The organism is Rickettsia canadensis str. McKiel, assembly GCF_000014345.1.
Taxonomy (GTDB): Bacteria; Pseudomonadota; Alphaproteobacteria; order Rickettsiales; family Rickettsiaceae; genus Rickettsia; species Rickettsia canadensis.
Window position 1 is genome coordinate 481,313 of record NC_009879.1, and the last position, 18,029, is coordinate 499,341.

Genomic DNA, 18,029 nt, shown 5'->3' on the forward strand with positions numbered 1-18,029 from the left:
ATTAGTGTATTTTCATTATGGATAAGCATTATAAAAATTTATAGATGGGTGGGTTTATCCCCACCTTTTTTATTATAAATATTGAATATGCAAACTATTGAACAACAAATAACAAATGTAATAGAAGAATCCTTGATCGATATGGGGTTCGAATTAGTTCTTGTTAAGTTTAAAGGTGTTAACTCTAAAGTAGTTGAGATATTGATTGATAGCTTAAACAGTGAAAAAGTATCTGTAGAAGATTGTACTAAAGTAAGTAGAACTATTCCCGCTATTCTAGATGTTGAAAATTTAATAGAAGATGCATCTTCTTTAGAAGTAGCATCAAGTGGCCTTGAACGTCCATTAGTAAAGTTTGAAAATTATAATAGATTTTTGGGAAGAGAAGTTAAAATCACACTGAAAGAATTATTGAATGACAAAACCAGTTATCAGGGTAAAATAATTAAAGCCGAAAATAAATAATTAAATATATTTAAAATGTGTAGAACAAGCAGTACTAATTGATTATAATTTAATTAAAAATGCTAATCTAGTTTTAACGGAAGAAATATTTAAAAAATTGCTAAAGCAATAAGAGATGATTTATGTCTAATATAGGTAATGTAGAAATTTTACAAATTATAAATTCTGTAGCTCGTGAGAAAGGTATATCAAAAGAAATTTTAATTTCAACGGTTGAACAAGCGGTACAAGTAGCAGGACGCAAAAAATACGGTAATGAATATAATATTAAAGCTCAGATAAATAGGAAAACTGGTGAGATAAATCTTTTAAGGATCTTAAAAATAGTAGAAAATGTAGAAGATTACTTAACGCAAATTTCATTTGAAGAAGCTTTAATAAAAAATCCGGCAGCTAAAATCGGTGATGAGATATATGAATATTTACCGCCGATTGATCATGCTAGAGTATCAGCTCAAGCTGCAAAACAAGTTATAACTCAACGTGTTATAGAAGCTGAACGTGCAAAACAATATCATGACTTTAAAGATAGAAAAGGCGAAATTATAAACGGGATAGTTAAGAGAATAGAATATGGTGATATAATAGTTGATCTAAGTCGTGCTGAAGCAATAATAAAAAAAGATCAATTAATTAAGGGTGAGAATTTTAAACCTAATGATCGTATAAAAGCATATGTACAGGATGTAAGGCAAGAAACAAAAGGACCTCAAATTTTTTTGTCTAGAGTAGATAACCAAATGCTGGTTAATCTATTTAAGCTAGAGGTACCTGAAATTTTTGAAGATATTATTCAAATAAAATCGGTAGCACGTGATCCTGGTTCAAAAGCAAAAATAGCAGTATTTGCTTCGGATAGTAGTATAGATCCCGTAGGATCATGCGTAGGTATTAGAGGTAATAGAGTAAAAGCTGTAACAAATGAGTTAAACGGAGAGAAAATTGATATAGTGTTATGGAGTAATGATCTTGCACAGTTTATAGTTAATGCTCTCGCACCGCTTGCAGCTGCTGCAATCACAAAAATTTTGATTGATGAGGATAGTCATAAGGTAGAAGTAGTAGTTTCGCAAGAAAATCAAAGTATTGCAATAGGTAGAAGAGGGCAGAATGTCCGCTTAGCTTCTAAGCTTACCGGTTGGAATATCGACATAATGACTGAAGAGCAAGAGTCAAAAAGAAGAAATGAAGAATTCTTAACTTCTACGGGATTATTTATGGAGGCTTTGGATGTTGAAGAGGTCATAGGTCAGCTTTTATCGGTAACAGGATTTAATTCGGTAGAACAGATTGCAAATAGTGAGATAAGTACTTTAACAAGAATTGAAGGTTTTGAGGAAGAACTTGCTGTAGAGATCAAAAATCGCGCTATTAATTATGTTAACCTTAAAAATGAAAAGATTATCAAAAAGTTAGAGGAGCTGGGAGTTGAGCAAGAAGTAATAGATATATTAGAATTACCGCTTGAATTAATATTAAAATTTGCCGAATATGGTATAAAGACTATAGAAGATTTAGGAGAGATGAGTGTAAATGAATTTAAAAATTTAGCTCCAAGTGCTAATATAACGGACGAAAATATTAAATTGCTGATTAAAACTGCTAGACAGCATAGCGAATTAAAAAGTAATTAGAGAATTGGGTGTAGGGTGTATGTTATTCTTACGAAAGCAGGAAGTAAGAAAACACCTATAAAAACTTGTTTTTTATAGGTTTGTTTTATCAAGTATGTCCTGTTATTATTAGAATATTTATTCTGGATTCCCGCTTCCGCGGAAATAAGTACAGTATACAATTAGCTTTTCTTCATAATATACAGGAAAAATAGAAATACAAAGGTTTTAAATATGACGGATAACCAGGAAATCAAACCCAAAAAGTTGACACTTGGCAATTCAAAATTATCGCTTAATAAGTCTTTTGATTCTCTTACAGGAGCTCAAAGCTTTGTTAATGCTAAATCTAAAACGCTAGTAGAAGTTAGAAAAAGCTCTATCGGTAGTACTACTACCATTTCATTAAATAAAGAGAGAAATAACTTAGATCAAACTGTTATTGATGCTAATAAGGAAGAATTTAACAGACGTTTATCTATTCTTAAAAAAGCTGCTGAGCAATCTAAATTAAATGACCCTTCACAAATAAGCACTTTAAGTAAACTTGCAAGTATTAACCAGTCTACTAACTTAAAAATAGAAACTCTAGAAACTGATAAAGAAGTTGCACAAAAACGGCAAAATATCACAGAAAATAAAGTAGAAGTTAGTGCTAAAATCGTTCAAGGTGATGAAGATATACTGTCACAAATATATAAAAAGAAAGCAGAAACTTTTGTAAAGTCTCCTTTAGTAGGGATGCGAACACGTTACAGTATAGAATCAGAGAAAGAGTCAGATAAAACAGCAGAGAGTAAAGTAGTTGTACAAAAGATTAAGCTAGAAGAACCGAAAAAATTCAAAAAAGTTGATCTTTTCAATATGCTTAGTGATGATGAGAGTGGTAGTGGTAGAACTAGAACTAGAAGTCTTGCTTCTATAAAAAGAGCAAGAGAAAAAGAAAAACGTAAATTAGTGTTGCAAGCACCTGAGAAAGTATATAGAGAAGTGACGATACCGGAAGTTATCGGTGTTGGTGATCTTGCAAATGCTATGTCTGAAAGAGTGGCGGATGTGATTAAAGAACTAATGAATCTTGGTATTCTTGCTAATGCCAGCCAAGTAATAGATGCCGATACAGCGGAACTAGTTGCAACAAATTTAGGCCATAAGGTAAAAAGAGTCCAAGAATCAGATGTTGAAAATGTTTTAATTAGTGATGATAAGGTTGAAGATTTAAGAACACGTGCACCGGTTGTGACGGTAATGGGCCATGTAGATCATGGTAAAACCTCATTACTTGATGCTCTGAAATCTACAGATATTGCTGCAGGTGAGATAGGCGGCATTACTCAACATATTGGTGCTTATAGAGTAACTCTTGCAGATGGTAGAGCAATTACTTTTATTGATACTCCCGGACATGAAGCTTTTTCGGAAATGCGTTCAAGAGGTACTAAAGTAACGGATATAGCGATTATAGTAGTCGCAGCAGATGATGGAATCAAAACACAAACAGTTGAAGCAATTAATCATGCGAAAGTAGCTGGTGTCCCTATAATTATTGCTATTAATAAGATTGATAAGCCTAATATTGATATTGAGCGTGTCAAAAACGAGTTATATATTCATGAAATTATTGGTGAAGAAGCAGGGGGTGACGTTATGGTTATTCCTATCTCGGCACTAAAGAAAATTAACTTAGATAAACTTGAGGAAGCAATTTTATTAATTGCAGAAATGCAGGATTTAAAAGCAAGCCCTTTCGGTTCGGCTGCTGGTGTTGTAATCGAGTCAAAAATTGAAAAAGGAAGAGGAACGCTAACGACTATATTAGTTCAGAGAGGTACTTTAAAAAACGGTGATATTATAATAGCTGGTACTTCTTACGGTAAAGTTAAAAAGATGACTAATGATAAGGGACTAGAAATAGCGGAAGCAACTCCGTCTGTTCCTGTAGAAATTCAAGGTTTAAATGAAGTGCCTTTTGCTGGTGTTAAATTTAACGTAGTACAAAATGAGAAACAAGCAAAAGATATAGCTGAATATAGAATGCGTCTTGCTAAAGAAAAGAAAATATCTATTGCTCCACGTTCAAGTTTAGAAGATTTATTTTTGAAAGCTTCCGGTAATAGTAAAATTAAGGAATTACCTTTAATTATTAAAGGTGATGTTCATGGTTCAGTTGAAGCAATTTTAGGTAGCTTATTAAAATTACCGAGTGATGAGATAAAACTGCGTATACTTCATAGCGGTGTAGGTCCGATAACGGAATCCGATATATCTCTTGCACATGCTTCTTCCGCTATTATTGTTGGCTTTAATGTTAGAGCAGGGGTAAATGCCTTAACTGCCGCAGAAAAAGCAAAAATTGATATTAGATATTATAGTATAATATATAATTTAATTGATGATGTGAAAGCTATTATGAGCGGTATGCTTGATCCGATTGTCAGAGAGCAATATATAGGCAGCGTAGAAATTAGACGGGTATTTAACGTTACCAAAGTTGGAAAAATTGCCGGTAGCTATGTAACTAAAGGGATTATTAAGAAAGGAGCGGACGTACGCCTATTACGTGATAATATAGTCATTCATGAAGGAAAACTCAAAACCTTAAAACGCTTTAAAGATGAAGTTAAAGAAGTTAGAGAAGGATATGAGTGTGGTATAGCATTTGAAAATTACGAAGATATTAGAGAGAATGATGTAGTTGAGGTTTTTGAGTTAATTCAAGAACAGAGACAATTATAGATAATGTTAGTATTTTAACTCGATTCTGCTACAAGCTCATTGTTGTTGCGGTAATACTCTTTATGTCATTGCAGGAATCCAGTAGAACCTATAAAAACTTTCACGGGAATGACATCTAGTACCATAACAAATTCTAGTTTTTGCGCGCATGACATTTAGTAAGATATCCTCCATTGATACATTTAATCATTTAAGTAAAATATAATAATAAACAAAAGTTAATAATTATTAGTATTTATCTTGACCTCCTTATATTATTTTATTACAATGCAGCGCTAATTATTATAATAAAACATGAGGAAGCATTATGGTAATAATGTCAATTTTTAATAAGTTACAAAATTTAATCACACCTAATATTGCTTCAAAACCAGCCTCCTATCCTGCTAATAGTGAATTTTATTTTATAACTTTTCCAAAGAAAACTACTGATAAAGAACAAAATGCTGAAAATACTGAATTTTTAGTAGTGTTAGATAATACGATTAAGCAGTATGACAAAGAAAGTGTAAGATGTAATAAAAAAATAATAGAAGCTCAAGCTAAATATCCTGTTTTAAGTTCTAAAATAGACTCCCAAGAAGCAGTAAAAATAGTTTACGATTTTGGAGTTAATAGTTTTAGTGAAGTTAAAAAGACAATAGACACGAAATATAAAACTATTAAAGAATCAATAAAGCCTACAGTTAATAAAGTTTACGATTTTGGAGTTAATAGTTTTAGTGAAGTTAAAAAGACAATAGACACGAAATATAAAACTATTAAAGAATCAATAAAGCCTACAGTTAATAAAGTTTACGATTTTGGAGTTAATAGTTTTAGTGAAGTTAAAAAGACAATAGACACGAAATATAAAACTATTAAAGAATCAATAAAGCCTACAGTTAATAAAGTTTACGATTTTGGAGTTAATAGTTTTAGTGAAGTTAAAAAGACAATAGACACGAAATATAAAACTATTAAAGAATCAATAAAGCCTACAGTTAATAAAGTTTACGATTTTGGAGTTAATAGTTTTAGTGAAGTTAAAAAGACAATAGACACGAAATATAAAACTATTAAAGAATCAATAAAGCCTACAGTTGATAAAGTTTATGATTTTGGAGTTAATAGTTTTAGTGAAGTTAAAAAGACAGTAGACACGAAATATAAAACTATTAAAGAATCAATAAAGCCTACAGTTGATAAAGTTTATGATTTTTGGTTTAAATTTAAATTTAATTTATCATTTCAAAAAGTTTCTAATAATGATCAGGTAGAAGAAATTTTAAACACACCTGAGAATGAATTAGATGAAATTTTTGAAAAGATGACATATGAAAAATTGGCAGAATTAATTAATAATATTGCCAATGAGCAAGCACAAAAATTAGTTAATTATATTATGCCTTGTCATTTTGAAAAATTGATGCAATTTATTCCATTAGATACATTAAATATGTATATAGATCAAACCCTTTCTTTAGATGAACTCGTTGAGCAGAAACTAAAAAAATTATCAAATGATGATATTACTGATGAACAGCTTGAAAATATAATTATTTTAGTAGGAGAAGAAAAACTTGTAGAAAAGCTTGATATTATTCCAAATGAAAATTTAGTAAGAATCATGAGTAATATTTCAAATAATAAGCTAGCAACAATAATTTATCATGCCTCAGATGAAAGTCTAGTAAGAATCATTGATATTATTAACTCGGATAATCATCATTTATCAGAATCATTAGTTGGGGAAATAATAACCTTAATACATGACAAGACGTGTGTAAAGCAAGAAGTAGAACCGTATAATGTTAATTATAATATGAAATTATCAGGAGCATTATCAGATTCTAATAATAATTATGGGTTCAGTTTTAACTTAGAAGATGAAATAATAGAACTCTAAATAAAAAAGGATAAGATTTAAGAAAATCTTATCCTTTTTTAGCTATTTTAGCATCAGGAGGGCGTATATAAAGTGGTTCGATAGAGCTATTTAACTTTATAACGCATCGACCCTTACTAGCAATATATCTACAAATGACCCATGCTTTAACTCGTGCAAAACGCGGCAAGGTTATTATACTCGGTAAATGCATAATTTGATTATATATAAATTCAAGTCCACTACCGCAGCAAACTATACTACCTTTGTCATTTGTAAGCAACTTTATAGCATACTTGAAATCTATCAATAACGGCTCTTCTATTTTTCCCGATTTATGAAAAACTTGCATATAAAGCTGTGAGCGGTAAGCGTTTAAAAAGACATATATCTTATCGTACTTTTTAACTTGAGTTATGGCTCTAAAATAAGCATATTCAAAATTGTTAACTGCGACTGCTTTAATATTTTCCTTGGCAAATAATATACCTTTAGCACTAGCTAAACCTATTCTAATACCGGTAAAGCTACCGGGACCGGTAGTGACCGCTAAATAATCTAGATCATCATATGAACATTTAGCTGCTTTCATTACGTCTTCTATCATGGGCATTAGATTTTCTGCTTGCATAGAATGGTTTAATTCTTCTATATATGCAAGAATATTTTCATTTTCAGATATTGCTACCGATGCAGTATTATTTGCTGTGTCAAATGCTAGTATTTTCATAAACTATTCTTTGTAATGCCGTTACTTGATCACGACATTTAGTAAAAAATGTATATTATAAGTTATTTTTTGGATACCGCGATTAAGTCGCGGGATGACACCGATGAAGAATATACTCCATAAAAGCTTGGCGTGCTTCAGCGTGTCTATTATTATGAAATAAATATCTATTAAAAAAATAGTTTGTTAGAGTTAAAGCTTGTCTTTTTTCTTCCAGTGTAATCTTGCTATTATCTGAAAGTAAAAATTTTGGTAAAATCAATAATTTATCTTTATAAGGTTTTCCTACTTCATATGATAATGCTCTACCTGATTTAGGTGATACATAGTATAAATCTTGTTTTACATTACTAACGGCACACTTGCTAAGATCGAGTTTATAACCTGCTATGTCAAGTAAAGCCAGCTCAAAATTAATATAATCACGAAAAAAAAATTTTTTTGATAAATTATCTAAATAGTTAATGAGAAATGAAAAAAAATTAGAATATTCTTCTCTTTCATGCAATAACTCTTTGATTAAAGATATAATGGAATTAAAGGCATATAATTTAGTTTTATTTGTAATAAAATAACCGGTGTAAGATTTGATGAGTTCACATTTAGCTATGCCAATATGTTCATGCAGCCTTGCCATCCAAAGAAAATCTACAATATTACCTTCTTGATATATAAATTTGCTTTTTTTAGAAGATGCTTTTACAACTCCCGAATATAAACCATAATTTTTCGTAAAAACTGTGATAATAAAGGTATTTTCTTTTAAAGGTTTTTTAGCAACTATTACTCCTATATCTTTGATATTCATGTTTTTTTAGTTAATACTATGTTTTTACTTGTATATTTTAAGTTTTCTTTTGTATCATTTTTTCAACTCTCGAGGTCATTTTCGCGTAGGCTGGAATCTAGGTTTTTAAACAAATTGTATACTAAGTTTTAATTTGCATTGTTTTTATATTATTTTTTCTGGATTCACTCATACCTACGTGGGAATGACATGCGTATACTACTTGGTCAAGCTACGATATGAGATAGTTGGCGCTTTGCCAATTCTACGTAATAATGCCCTCACTTCATTTGAATTACCTGTATATATTATATTCTTATACCCTAGTTTGATTGCAGTAAATAAAGCGGCGTGATCATCTCTTACATCTACAGTAAGATCTAAAACTTTCTCAGGAAATTCTTTGCTTAAAGTTTTAAACATATAATCAATTGCTAGCATACCGTAATATTTTACGCTAGAGACATGATTTGTTAACATCAGCTTTTGTTCTACACTAGATAAAAAATCACGTGCTTCTTCTAAATTTCTTATTTCATAAACTATAATCATTTAATTATCTCTTTTAGGTCCTTTAAATGTGAGACGGAAGATATAAATTTATAAGTTAAATTCTCAAGTTTAGAGCAGATAATCTTATTAAATCCAAGTTTTACGGCTTCTTTTACTCTCATTTCTGCTTTTGCAGTTTTTCTTATTTCACCCGATAAGCTTATTTCACCGAAGAAGATGCTTTGCTCAGGTACAGGCTTACCTGTTGCGGCAGATATTAAGCTCGCTGCTACTGCAAGATCCGAAGCAGGATCGGTAATTTTAAGTCCCCCCGCAATGCTTAAATATACTTCATAATTAGCAAAATTCAGTCCTATCTTACTAATAAGTACGGCAAGTATCATTGATAACCTGTTAGCATCCCAACCAACTGCAGAGTGTCTAGGAGTTACCATATTTGATGGTACTATGAGGGCTTGTACTTCCATAAGTAAAGGTCTTGAACCTTCAATTCCTGCAAAAATAGATGTACCTATAACATTCTGCTCTCGCTTCATTAAAAATAGTTCAGACGGATTTGTTACTTCAATAAGTCCGCTACTGCTCATCTCAAATACTCCTATTTCTCCCACACCGCCAAAACGATTTTTGTATGAGCGTAAAATACGGAAATGATTATTATGCTCTCCCTCAAAATATAATACGGTATCAACTAAATGCTCAAGTATTTTAGGACCTGCTAGCTGCCCGTCTTTAGTTACATGGCAGCTTAGCAGGATAATTATATTATTTTGCTTAGCATAATTAACGAGTTCATTTGCACATGTACGAATTTGTGAAACAGTGCCTGGAGGTGAAGATAATTCTTTTGTTGTAATTGTTTGAATAGAATCAATCACTACTAAATCAATATTATTTTTATTAGCTTCTATACTTGTAATAATATCTTCCAAATTAGTAGCTGCTAAAATCTTTGTATTATAATTAGTTAGATTTAGTCTTATAGCTCTTAATTTTATTTGGTTTAATGATTCTTCACCTGTGATATATAAGCAATGTACCTTTGATGCAAAATTACTTGCTGCTAACTGCAGTAACAAAGTAGATTTGCCTATACCAGGGTCGCCTCCTATTAATATAGCAGCGCCAAGCACTAAACCACCACCAAGTACTCTATTAAATTCGCCTATAGGGGTAGGGATGCGTACCTGCTCGGCTACGTTACCAGAAAGCTTATCAAAATCTTGTTTGCTACCTGTTTTAATAATTGTTTTATGTGAACTTACTGTCTCTTCAACAATACTACCCCATACACCGCAATCAAAGCATTGCCCTGACCATTTAGGATTAATATTTCCACAATTAGAACATGTATAATGCTTTTTGTCTTTAGTCATTGTATACTCAGCTAGAACTTCAAAAATTGGCTATGTCGTTCTATAAGTTCTACAGTGCTCACTATTAAGTATACGCTCCGCTCCTCACCTTGCGAACTCCTTACTCTGTCCCCAAGTTGATCTTCGTCTAACAACCTTTTATTTTGCAAGGGCATATCTTAAAATCAATAATTTACTCTTACTATATAGTTTTTTACGTATAATTTCAATATTTTCATCTAAAAAATAGTCATCTAGTTTAGCCATCTCAATAACTATGATAGAACCGTCTTTAAGCCAGTTATTTTTTACCAGTAACTTCATTACTTTAGGTACTATATCCTTATGATAAGGGGGATCGATAAATACAAGATCAAAAGTTTTATTTGCTTTTGGTAGATTTAAGGAATTAAGATTAACAAAATTAATTTTATTTTCAATATTTAGAGATTTAGCAAATCCTTCTGCTATTTTTAGTGAAGACGGATCAATGTCAATTAAGGTAGCAAGACCTGCTCCTCTTGATAGGCTCTCAAAAGCAAAGTTTCCGCTACCGGCAAATAAATCGAGTATGTGAGTATTATCATTAAATAATTTATTATCGGTAAACTCACCGGAGGTTAATATACTAAATATTGCCTCTTTGATCTTACCAGTGGAAGGTCGATATTTGATATTTTTAGCGGTATGTATAATTTGGTTTCTATATTTACCAGATATTATTTTTAACACTTATTTAGTTATATGTTTCTTTTATGACCTTGATTTTTTTGTTCGTCTTTTATTGTTGCAGCGAATCCTTTGTTCTTAGTGTTAGGCTGAACTTTTGCTGCGAATGTACTAGATTTTGTTTGTTGTTTTTCTACAGTTTTATCTTTCTTTTCTTTTATTTCTACTTTTGGCGTTACATTTTGTACACGTTTTAAAATATCTTGTTCTTTAGCTTTATCAATATTATTATTTACATTATTGAAATTTTCTTCTCTTGTTTTAGATTTTTCTGCTTCGGCTTTTTGTCTTGCTTGTTGCTTTTCTGTTACTAACTCATCAATATTTTCAGGAGGTGGTGAGATATATTTATCTATGCTGCTAGTCAAATTTTGAAATGATTTTTGAATATTGCGTAAAGGTTTTTGAATAAATTTATAAGTTCCGGCAGCAACTGCTACACCGGCCAAAATACTTGCTCCTAGAATGATAGCTTTAGTAGTTAGTGCCGTACCAGTGACTAATAACATAGGCATTGCTACAAAAGGTACAGCTGCTAATGCAAGCCCTGCTACTATTGCAACCCCTACTAAAAATTTTTTACTTGCTAAAAAATTTGTTATGCTGCTCATGCTTGATGTAGTACTTTTAGCAAGCTTTGTACAAAACTGTCCCACTTCGGTTTTCAGGAACCAACCACTTTTCTCTCTTGCATGAATTTTGTCTTGTAATTTATCATGTTCGTTATTAACATTTACAGATGTTATTTTATCGTCTTTATCATGATGTTCTAAATGCCCTTTAGCGTCACCTTTAGTATAATGCATCTTTGTAGCATCGTCGACCTTTGCTTGATCAAAATCTGCTCCTGCTTTATTTATTCTAGCTAGATTTGCTGCTTTTAGATTAGCTTGTTTTAGATTTGCTTCTTTAAATATAGCATCAAGTGCTTCTGCTGCTTGCATATCAGCATTTTCAAGTATAGCTTTTTCTAAATTCGCTTTTGTAAGGTCAGCTCGTTTCATTATTGCGTTTTTAAAATTAGCTTCCTTAGCATTCATATTTTTAGCAATAGCATCGGCAATATTTAATCCTTCAGCTTCAGCTTTTTCTAAAGTAGCATTACTTAACTTAGCAAATTGTGCACTTGCATCAGTAAGTATAGCACCGGTAAGGTTAGCATATTCAAGATTTGCTTTATCAAGTAAAGCCTTGTTCATATTAGCATTAACAAGATTAACTCTTTCCATAATAGCATTTCTTAAATCTGCTTCTTCTAAAGATAATATATTTTCAAATTCAGCATCACTAAAATAGGCATTTCTTGCAGTGATGCTTTTCATGTTACATTGCTTCTTGAATTTTGCTTCTAACGCATGTGCATTATGCATAAAAGCATTTTCAAGATTAGTAGAAATGATATTTGCTTGATCTAGAAGTGCATTATTTAAAACCACTCCCTGCATTTGAACTCTTTGCATATCTGCGTAAGCAAGCGATATACCGGTAAGATTAGAATTTTTCCATTCTGAATCTTTAATAACTAACTTTTCGGCATCGGCATTAACCATCATAACCGCATTAAATTTGCTATTTGTTACCTCTGCTTCAGATAAATCTATTTTAGGCATATAGCTTCTCGACATATCACTATTTTTAATTTTGCTATTTTTAAGATCAGCAAAAAGAAATCCTGCGTTACGAGCTGTAACATTTTGAAAAACAGCATTTTGTAAATTAGCTCCTTCAAAATTAGTAAAATCTAGGTTACAATTTAAGATTTTAATATTTTCTAAGTTAGCTGCAGCAAATAATGTATTCTTCAGGTTAAGATTAGTAAGAGTTTTACCTGATAAATCAATTTCTGAAAGATCAGGAATTATATGTATATCTTCTGAAAGTTTTTTGTGCTTTCTAACAAATGCAGTAAGAGATAATTTTGTATCAGATTGTTTTGCTGCTTCAGCTAAATATAGATCAAATTCTTGAGAAGTTAATTTTATATATTTTTTTGATATATCTCGTTCTTTGGCAGTTGAACCTATAATATATGATGGATCTAGTGTTATTTGTATTTTTTCATCTTTTAGCTGTTCAAGAATACTATCTAGACCCTTACCACAGAACATTCTAAGATTATCTAAAACATGTACCTCAGTTTCTAATTTATTTACTTGTTGCTGTAATAGGTTGATTTTCGCTAGTTTATTTTGTTGGTTTTGAGCAATAGTTTCTGCACTATTCCAAAAAGCATTTAAAAAATTGGTAACAATTCCAGGATTATCTAAGTTTTGCTTTAAATCTTCTAACTCTGCTTGCTTAGTTTTTAGCTCTTTTGATTTAACTTCCCATAAAGTTTTTTCGTCTTCCCCAGCCAAAATATATTTCTTTCTGTTTGTAACTTCATCTATAACTATTTCTTTAATACGTTCTTTTTCTAAATCTTTATCTATGTATTTATTTAATCTTTCAAGATCTGAAAAAGATAGTTTTATATCTCGTATTTTATCTTTTAGATTAGGGATTTTATAGTTATCATAGTCATAATCTTTATAATTAAAATCTGTATAATGAAGATTTGCCCCTCTAAAGTCAGTACCGATAAATTTACAATCATTAAATTTTACATTTGTTAAATCTGAATCACATAATATGGTATTTGTGAAATCACAATTATTAAATACGGTGTCTATTAGTATTGTACCTTGAAAATTAGCATTCATTAAATCTTTATCATTGATCTCTTGATCTGCTAAACTAGCAATAACAATTTTGTCCTTATCATTAGAGAAATAGGTTTTTTTGATAAAATCATTTAGTGAAACATTAGGGTTATCTTTTATATAATCAAGGTAATCATTTAAGTCTTTTTCTTCACATTTATATATATTAAGGTTTGTCATATGTTTTTATATGATTCGTTAAAACATATTAATTAGTAACACATTATTAATTATTTTTCCAGTATTTTATTATTTATTTCTTTATAATCTCCAGGTTTTAGATTACCTATTGTAAAACTACCATATTGAACCCTAATTAATTTGTTAACTTTTAGTCCAAAATACTCGAATATTCTTCTAATTTCACGATTTTTTCCTTCAAATAAAACTATTTCAAACCAAGCGTTAGTATTATTTCCCCTTAGTAATTTTATTGAATAAGGATTATACAATATGCCGTCAATTTCTAAATTTTTATATTCACTTTTTAGTAGAATATCAGGATTTCCGTATGCCCTGACATGATATACTCGCTTTAACTTATTTGAGGGTAATTCAAACTGTCTTGCTAAATCACCGCTATTAGTTAGTAATAACAAACCTTCACTATTTAAATCTAATCTACCTATTGAAATCACACGAGGTAAACTGGTTAAGTCCTCAAACACGGTTTTACGAGATAAAGGGTCTTTATGAGTGGTAATTAAACCGACAGGCTTGTAATAGATCCAAAGCCTTGGTTTTTGCGATTGATTGATTAATATGCCTGATACTTCAATTTGATTACTAATATCAACATTTGTAGCCGGTGCTAAAATTGTAATGCCGTCTACTTTTACCTGCCCTTCAGCTATCAGCTTTTCAGCATCACGTCTAGAACAAACTCCTGAATTACTAATTACTTTGGCTAACCTCTGCATTGTGAAATATAGTAAATTTTAATAAAAAAATATAAAAATGCCATTAAAAAGCAATATTAATTTGATATAAATCTATTAATAATGTTAATTATACTGATCAAAACTTTTTATTCTTTAAAATTCTTATCTTTTTTAGCTGATTTTCTTTTTAGCGAAAATTAAGTCTTTTTTCTTTAATCTAAATTTCATTAAATGATGCAAAAACTTATTGGTTCAAACCTGTTAATTTTAGGTACTTGTATAGGTAGCAGTATGATAGCACTGCCTATGGTATTAGCAAAATTAGGTATAGTTTATAATTTGGTTTATAATATAATTATACTTCTTGAATTAATTTAGAGCTTAACCTTCAAGCTGGTAAAGGCTTCACACTTGGAAAATATTTTTCAGGACATACTGCTCAAATCATCGGTACGGTGCACGGTAAGCCTTAAGCTCCTTTCATATGCGTTACTTGCAGTATTTATATACAGATGTTCTTCAATATTACAGAAGTTATTAGCTTTAAATACGAGTATAATTTATATAGGCGCATGGTATATTATTATTAGCATTCTCATTACCTCTAAAGTTAGTAGAGTATATAAATTGTGTGCTATTTATCGGATTACTTAATAATTGCAATTTTATTACTGGTGTAGCTGTTATATAAAGCAAAGATAAAAAATTTTTATTATCCTAAGTTGTAAAAATATCTAATTATTATATATTTAATTGTCGGAGGATTATGAACTTGTTAATAGTAACTAAATTAACTATTAAATATTATGATAGTAGAATATAATATAAAAACAATGAAACAAGTGGGAAATAATGAGCAAATATTTCTAGTAAAGAAATATGTAGGAAAACAGATAAAAATTTTAACCTTAAATGATGGTACTAGTAATAAAGCCTGGCAGATTTGTTCCTGATAATGGATATGGCTTTATAGTAAAATAATAATAAGCTACTTGATAAAGTAATAAGATGGGTAGAAAAAATAAGAGACGCAAAAATTTTAATGAAATAATTTAAACAGCATTAAAAGTCCTGTGCTCTAAATTACTAAATTTAGAATATTGACTATCATAGTAAAGCGAAACATTTCCAATCGGTCCGTTACGATGTTTTGCAACAATTATATCAGCAATGTTATATACTTTGTTAAGCTTATTTAACCATTCGGCATGTTTAGCATCGTCTGCTGCCGGTTCTTTTCTAGTTAGATAATATTCTTCACGGTAAATAAACATTACTATATCTGCATCCTGTTCTATAGTTCCTGATTCTCGAAGATCGGATAGCATAGGTTTTTTGTCCTCACGCAGTTCTACTGCTCTTGAAAGCTGAGATAATGCAATAACCGGAATATTTAACTCTTTTGCTATTGCTTTTAAACCTTGGGTTATTTCTGCAATTTCGCTAACTCTATTTTCAGCTTTACTGACTCCTCTAATTAATTGTAAATAATCGATAAATAATATACCGAGATTATGCTGGCGTTTCATTCTTCTAGCTCTTGTTCTTATAGTGGTAATAGATAGAGCAGGGGTATCATCGATAAAAAATTGTAATTCCGATAAAGTATTTGCTTCCTTGCGCAGACGGTTATATTTTTCTTCACCTAAAACCCCTGTACGCAAAGAAGTAGAATCAATTTCTGCACACATTGAAAGTAGACGCGTGGTTAGCTGTTCTGAGGACATTTCTAAAGAGAAAAAACCTACGGACTGAATTTCTTGATTATCACGAATATTCTTAAGACGCATATTATTACAGGCATTCAGTGCAAGATTTATAGCAAATGCTGTTTTACCCATCGATGGCCGTCCTGCAAGAATTATAAGGTCAGAATTATGAAAGCCAAATAATTTATTATCTAGATCAATCAAACCGGTAGATATACCGATTACATGATCATTATTTTTCATAGCTCTATTGATGTTAGCTAATGACTCTGAAATAGAAATACCGATTTTGGTAAAACTCTTTTCGTTTAAGCCTTTGCTAGCTAAATTGTAAAGTTTAGCTTCGGCATATTCAATCTGTTCCTTTGCTTCAACTTCTAATGAAGAATTATAAGCATTATTTACTACTTCTTCACCGATATTTATTAAATTACGCTTTATTGCTAAATCATATATTATTTTACCGTAATCAATCGGATTTATTACCATCATTGACATGGTTATCAATTTTGCTAAATACTCTGATCCTTCTATTTTTTGAAAGAGTTCATCTTGAGTTAACATACTACGTAAAGTAATAGGTGTAGCTATAAGCCCTTTTTCGGTAATTGCTTCAATTGCATTATAAATTTTTTGATGAATCGGTTCAAAGAAATGCTCTAAACGTAAAAATTCCGATACGTAATTTAGTAATTCGTTATTGGTTAGAATTGCCCCAAGTAGCATTTGCTCTGCTTGAATATTTGAAGGTAATACCCTTGGTATGGGAATATCTGCTTCTTCCTTAGTATCTATATTTTTATCGTTGTTTATTTTATTACATGCCATTTTGGTTGATTTATATAATTAACAAATAAGTATAATTTTACAATTTTATTGTACATTAGTTCAAGCTTTATCTGCAGTATATATAGGATAGCCTGTAGTTAAACCAAGCTTAATACAAGTTCAATCTTCAAGTGATCAACCTAAGTGGTTGGTTTGCTTTTTAATATCAACAGTAAGAAAAGCGTGTTCTTGATTGAAGTGAATAAAGGAATTAATCAACAGTTCTATAGCACCTTTACATTCGTAAAGTTCATTTCAGATTTTAGCAAAATTCCTGCTACTTCAGACACATTAATATATACATTTCCTAAGCATTTTTATTCTATATTAACATTTTCATTTTAATTACCGCCAAGAGAGAAGAAGCATCAAATATTACCTTATAACCTTCTTTTAAATGTAATTATTTTTGATATGAAGCCGGAAGAGACATTTTACTTCCTTATCATAATAATAGTACCGTTGTCATTTTAGTAACTAATTTTTATTAAACACTACCCCAGCGTTTAATTAAATTAGTTTCAATATCAAAACAATCTAAAATTCTAGTAACGGAATGATTTACTATATCATCTATACTTGCAGGGTTATTATAAAAAGCTGGCACGGGCGGTGCTATAATGCCACCGTAACTCGCTACTTTTAGCATATTTTCTAAATGTCCGATATGGAGAGGAGTTTCACGAGTCATTAAAATAAGTTTTCTTCTGTCTTTAAGTACAACACCTGCTGCTCTACTAATTAAAGTATCCTCAATTGAGTGAGCAATACTTGCTAAGGTCTTCATACTACAAGGGGCTATTATAATGCCTGAAGTTTTAAAAGAGCCGCTAGAGATAGTAGCTCCTAAATCTTTATCGTCATAATAATAATTTGCTAAATTTTTTATTGCTTCTATAGAATATGTAGTTTCAGCTTTTATAGTAAGAGCCGCTCCATCTGAAATAACTAAATGAGTTTCGATATTTTGCTGCTTTAGTATTTCAAGTAAACGAATACCGTATATTGCTCCTGAAGCTCCGGAAATTGCTATAATAATCTTTTTTTCTTTATTCATCTCGGTTCTATAATTTATAAGTTTAGTATATAATAAAAAAAATTTATAAAATACATT

Annotated in this window: 13 protein-coding genes and 1 pseudogene; 5 read left to right on the plus strand and 9 right to left on the minus strand. The window is 30.6% G+C overall.

Translation table 11 applies throughout. The annotated features are described in order from the left end of the window. Window positions 1–87: 87 nt before the first annotated feature. From rimP to A1E_RS07430, 4 genes and pseudogenes are all read left to right on the plus strand, one after another. Window positions 88–577 (plus strand): annotated as a pseudogene (gene rimP / locus A1E_RS02045) (ribosome maturation factor RimP). A gap of 10 nt (window positions 578–587) precedes the next feature. After that, the gene (gene nusA / locus A1E_RS02050; RefSeq protein ID WP_012148584.1) at window positions 588–2,099 is read left to right on the plus strand and encodes a transcription termination factor NusA; all 1,512 of its coding nucleotides are present in this window, start codon (window positions 588–590) and stop codon (window positions 2,097–2,099) included. Between the two features lie 213 nt (window positions 2,100–2,312). After that, a complete protein-coding gene (gene infB / locus A1E_RS02055; protein ID WP_012148585.1) occupies window positions 2,313–4,814 on the plus strand; it encodes a translation initiation factor IF-2 in 2,502 nt (833 codons plus the stop codon). Between the two features lie 307 nt (window positions 4,815–5,121). Further along, window positions 5,122–6,702, plus strand: a complete 1,581-nt coding sequence (locus tag A1E_RS07430; RefSeq protein WP_012148586.1) for a hypothetical protein — start codon at window positions 5,122–5,124, stop codon at window positions 6,700–6,702. Window positions 6,703–6,730: 28 nt separating this feature from the next. Here A1E_RS07430 and tsaB read toward each other — a convergent pair whose 3' ends face one another. From tsaB to A1E_RS02095, 7 genes are all read right to left on the minus strand, one after another. Next, window positions 6,731–7,411 carry a tRNA (adenosine(37)-N6)-threonylcarbamoyltransferase complex dimerization subunit type 1 TsaB gene (gene tsaB / locus A1E_RS02065; protein WP_012148587.1) on the minus strand — a complete coding sequence of 227 codons (681 nt, stop codon included), beginning with the start codon at window positions 7,409–7,411 and terminating at the stop codon, window positions 6,731–6,733. Between the two features lie 82 nt (window positions 7,412–7,493). Beyond that, complete coding sequence (gene recO / locus A1E_RS02070; RefSeq protein ID WP_012148588.1) at window positions 7,494–8,219, minus strand: DNA repair protein RecO; 726 nt, start codon at window positions 8,217–8,219, stop codon at window positions 7,494–7,496. A 198-nt stretch (window positions 8,220–8,417) separates the two neighbouring features. Beyond that, window positions 8,418–8,750, minus strand: a complete 333-nt coding sequence (locus A1E_RS02075; protein ID WP_012148589.1) for a hypothetical protein — start codon at window positions 8,748–8,750, stop codon at window positions 8,418–8,420. Further along, window positions 8,747–10,087, minus strand: coding sequence for a DNA repair protein RadA (gene radA, locus A1E_RS02080; protein WP_012148590.1), 1,341 nt, complete (start codon window positions 10,085–10,087; stop codon window positions 8,747–8,749). Before radA ends, A1E_RS02075 begins: the two co-directional genes overlap by 4 nt. Before the next feature lie 138 nt (window positions 10,088–10,225). Then, on the minus strand, window positions 10,226–10,798 hold the full coding sequence (locus tag A1E_RS02085; RefSeq protein WP_012148591.1) for an RsmD family RNA methyltransferase: 573 nt from the start codon (window positions 10,796–10,798) through the stop codon (window positions 10,226–10,228). Window positions 10,799–10,806: 8 nt separating this feature from the next. Continuing rightward, window positions 10,807–13,677 (minus strand): pentapeptide repeat-containing protein, encoded by a 2,871-nt coding sequence (locus A1E_RS02090; RefSeq protein WP_012148592.1) that lies wholly within the window; start codon window positions 13,675–13,677, stop codon window positions 10,807–10,809. 50 nt (window positions 13,678–13,727) lie between these two features. Then, the gene (locus A1E_RS02095; RefSeq protein WP_012148593.1) at window positions 13,728–14,417 is read right to left on the minus strand and encodes a pseudouridine synthase; all 690 of its coding nucleotides are present in this window, start codon (window positions 14,415–14,417) and stop codon (window positions 13,728–13,730) included. 192 nt (window positions 14,418–14,609) lie between these two features. Between A1E_RS02095 and A1E_RS02100 the strand changes: the two genes are divergently transcribed. Beyond that, window positions 14,610–14,756, plus strand: a complete 147-nt coding sequence (locus tag A1E_RS02100; RefSeq protein ID WP_012148594.1) for an aromatic amino acid transport family protein — start codon at window positions 14,610–14,612, stop codon at window positions 14,754–14,756. Window positions 14,757–15,430: 674 nt separating this feature from the next. Here A1E_RS02100 and A1E_RS02105 read toward each other — a convergent pair. Continuing rightward, complete coding sequence (locus A1E_RS02105; protein ID WP_012148596.1) at window positions 15,431–16,915, minus strand: replicative DNA helicase; 1,485 nt, start codon at window positions 16,913–16,915, stop codon at window positions 15,431–15,433. A gap of 487 nt (window positions 16,916–17,402) precedes the next feature. After that, on the minus strand, window positions 17,403–17,972 hold the full coding sequence (locus tag A1E_RS02110; RefSeq protein ID WP_014363833.1) for a UbiX family flavin prenyltransferase: 570 nt from the start codon (window positions 17,970–17,972) through the stop codon (window positions 17,403–17,405). Between the last annotated feature and the right edge of the window lie 57 nt (window positions 17,973–18,029).